This window comes from uncultured Campylobacter sp. (genome assembly GCF_938040115.1).
Taxonomy (GTDB): Bacteria; Campylobacterota; Campylobacteria; order Campylobacterales; family Campylobacteraceae; genus Campylobacter_A.
Map to the genome: position 1 here is coordinate 1 of NZ_CALHXD010000208.1, position 2,234 is coordinate 2,234.

At 48.7% G+C, this 2,234-nt stretch carries 2 protein-coding genes; both read right to left on the bottom strand.

All coding sequences use genetic code 11. From position 1 onward, the window contains the following. Positions 1 to 254 precede the first annotated feature (254 nt). Positions 255 to 908 carry a hypothetical protein gene (locus Q0314_RS06970; RefSeq protein WP_298057773.1) on the bottom strand — a complete coding sequence of 218 codons (654 nt, stop codon included), beginning with the start codon at positions 906 to 908 and terminating at the stop codon, positions 255 to 257. 139 nt (positions 909 to 1,047) lie between these two features. Continuing rightward, entirely contained in the window at positions 1,048 to 1,938 is an 891-nt protein-coding gene (locus Q0314_RS06975) for a DUF364 domain-containing protein (RefSeq protein ID WP_298057775.1), read from the bottom strand. Positions 1,939 to 2,234: the final 296 nt, after the last annotated feature.

The following is a 2,234-nucleotide window of genomic DNA, read 5'->3' on the forward strand; positions in this document are numbered from 1 at the left end:
CTTCCGGGCTTAAATTTAGCGCCCAAACTCCAAGCGCGGCAAAAACTATAACGCCCAGCGAAAATGGCGTAGCGCACGCTAAAACCGCCCGAGAAAACAGACTTTTGCGAGGCTCGTCGGTAGTAGCTTGAACAAACTCGTATTCGGTTTTATCCATCTTTTTCCTTTAAATTTACGCGTATTTTAAAACGGACTTAAAAATACCGTCTTAAAACCCGCCGAATTTTACGGTCGGCGAAGTTTGTCCGCGAGGCTTAGACAAATTTTAATCCGTTGCTTTTTAGATAAAAATTCCGCCCCGCTAGGCAGGCGGCTGCTTTTGATATCCAAAAGTCCGCCTTTACGCCGCCGCTACCGTTTTGTATTTTCGCCTTTTTAGCAAGCTTTTTTATACTCGCGACTAGCTGCGTATATACGCGCGACATCTCGTAGTCGTCCGTTTCGTAGTTACCGCCTAGCTCGCCGTTTTCGTCTCTTAGGCTGACTGTTTTAGGATAGGCTAGTCGCAGGCCAAAGACGCCGTCCGGCTCAAAATACGCCGTGCTAAGCCGCTTTTTCTCATCGTTATAAAGCAAATTAAAAGGAGCTAGCGTAGCGCACGGCTTGGTGCTATAAAGTATCTTAACCTCAAGCGAGTCGTCAAAGTAAAGCTTATCCTCGCCGTCTATGAGATGTAGTCGCACCTCATCATCCCAAAGCTCTTTCGTCCGCCCGTCCTCGCGCAAGATAATTCGCTCGAAATACCTTTCGTAATCGCTAAAAACTTGCTCTTTGGGCGTAATCTTACTCTGCGTTTTTTCGCGTATGCGGTCGGCTAAAAATACGAAATCCTCCCTACTAAAAACGCCGCGAAACTCGCTTGGAGTAACGACGAAATCAAATTTTTTCCACGAAAGCGCAAAATACATACTTTTTCCTTTCTGAACTGGCTTGCAATAGTCTTTATCCGCACTCATACTTTTTCCTTTCCGATTTAGCTTGTAGCGTTTTTAGCCGTAGGCTATAAATTTACGCGCTCTTTGCGAGCAAAGCGCAAAACTCGGCAAATCACGCCTTTTTAATCCATGCGATTTTTTCGCCCTCCGCGCGGCTAAAATTCTTAAATTTAGCCGCAAATCCGTCCGCGCTCATCGTAAATTTACGGGCGTATTTGCCTAAAAAATGATAACCCGAGCCGGCCTGCGCGATAACGTCTAAAAGCTCGTCCGCGCGCTGCGTATATACGCCTCCTGCGTAGCTAACGCCCCTAGCAAACAGCGGCGCGGGCGACATCGAGACGGTCGGCCCCACGACTACGGCCTTGGCGCCCTCTTTTTTTAGAGCCAGGATCTCTTCTAGCGTATCGTTTAGCAGCGTAACGCCGGTGATTATGAGATTATCGGCCGCCCTAATCGCCTCAGCCGCTCTTTCTTGCGGAACGAAATACTCCGCCTCCTGCGGTTTTAGCACGCTTTTATCAAGCTCTAAAATGCGAAAATCCCTGCCGTTTTTTATCATAAATTTGATATAAGGCACGAGCGCGCCCACGATGACGCTAAGCGAACCCTCGCAGACGTCAAGCTCATGAAACGGATCTGCGTCAAATTTAACCGCATGCGCGCCGGGGTTTTGCTCGAAACAAGTCTGCGAAAGCGCGTTTAAAGCCGCTACCGCGATGGTTTTTTTGATCGCGCCGTCGCTATTTAAATCCCGCAAAAGAGTTCTGACGTTTTTGCCGCAGATATTGCCCGCATTTGGCATAGAAGCGGCCTGAGAGGGGCAACAAACGGCCTGCGGGATGGCTTTTAGCGGGGTGTAGCTCACGCCGCAAACGCCGTTGCTTAGCTTCACGCCGGTAAAAAATAGCCCGACGACTACGCGCTGCACGCTTAAATTTTCGATTTCGCCTCCCAAAACGGCGTAAATTTCATCCAAAGTTTCGTTTAAAATTTGACCCATATAAGCTCCTTTTTTATTAGCGCCTCGGCTAAATTTAGTGTAAAACTAGGCCCCGCGCTTTTACGCCGCGTCCGTTTTATGAGGGCGCGAGGCCTAAATTTAACTGGGCTAGCCGCCGCGTCCACTTAAATTTCACCCGCCATGCAGCAAAATTTGCTCTAAATTTAGCGCAAATTTGACACGCTCGAGGCTAAATTGAGCCGCCAGCAAACCGCCAAATTTGACCTAAATCAGCGCGATGTTGTCGATATGCAGCGCCTCGTCCTCGTATTTGTAGCCCAGAACCGCCTCGATCT

What these genes read in the sequence shown, in the direction of transcription:
- Q0314_RS06970 (WP_298057773.1), bottom strand. Translation starts at nt 908, where the DNA reads ATGTATTTTGCGCTTTCGTGGAAAAAATTTGATTTCGTCGTTACTCCA.
- Q0314_RS06975 (WP_298057775.1), bottom strand. Translation starts at nt 1,938, where the DNA reads ATGGGTCAAATTTTAAACGAAACTTTGGATGAAATTTACGCCGTTTTG.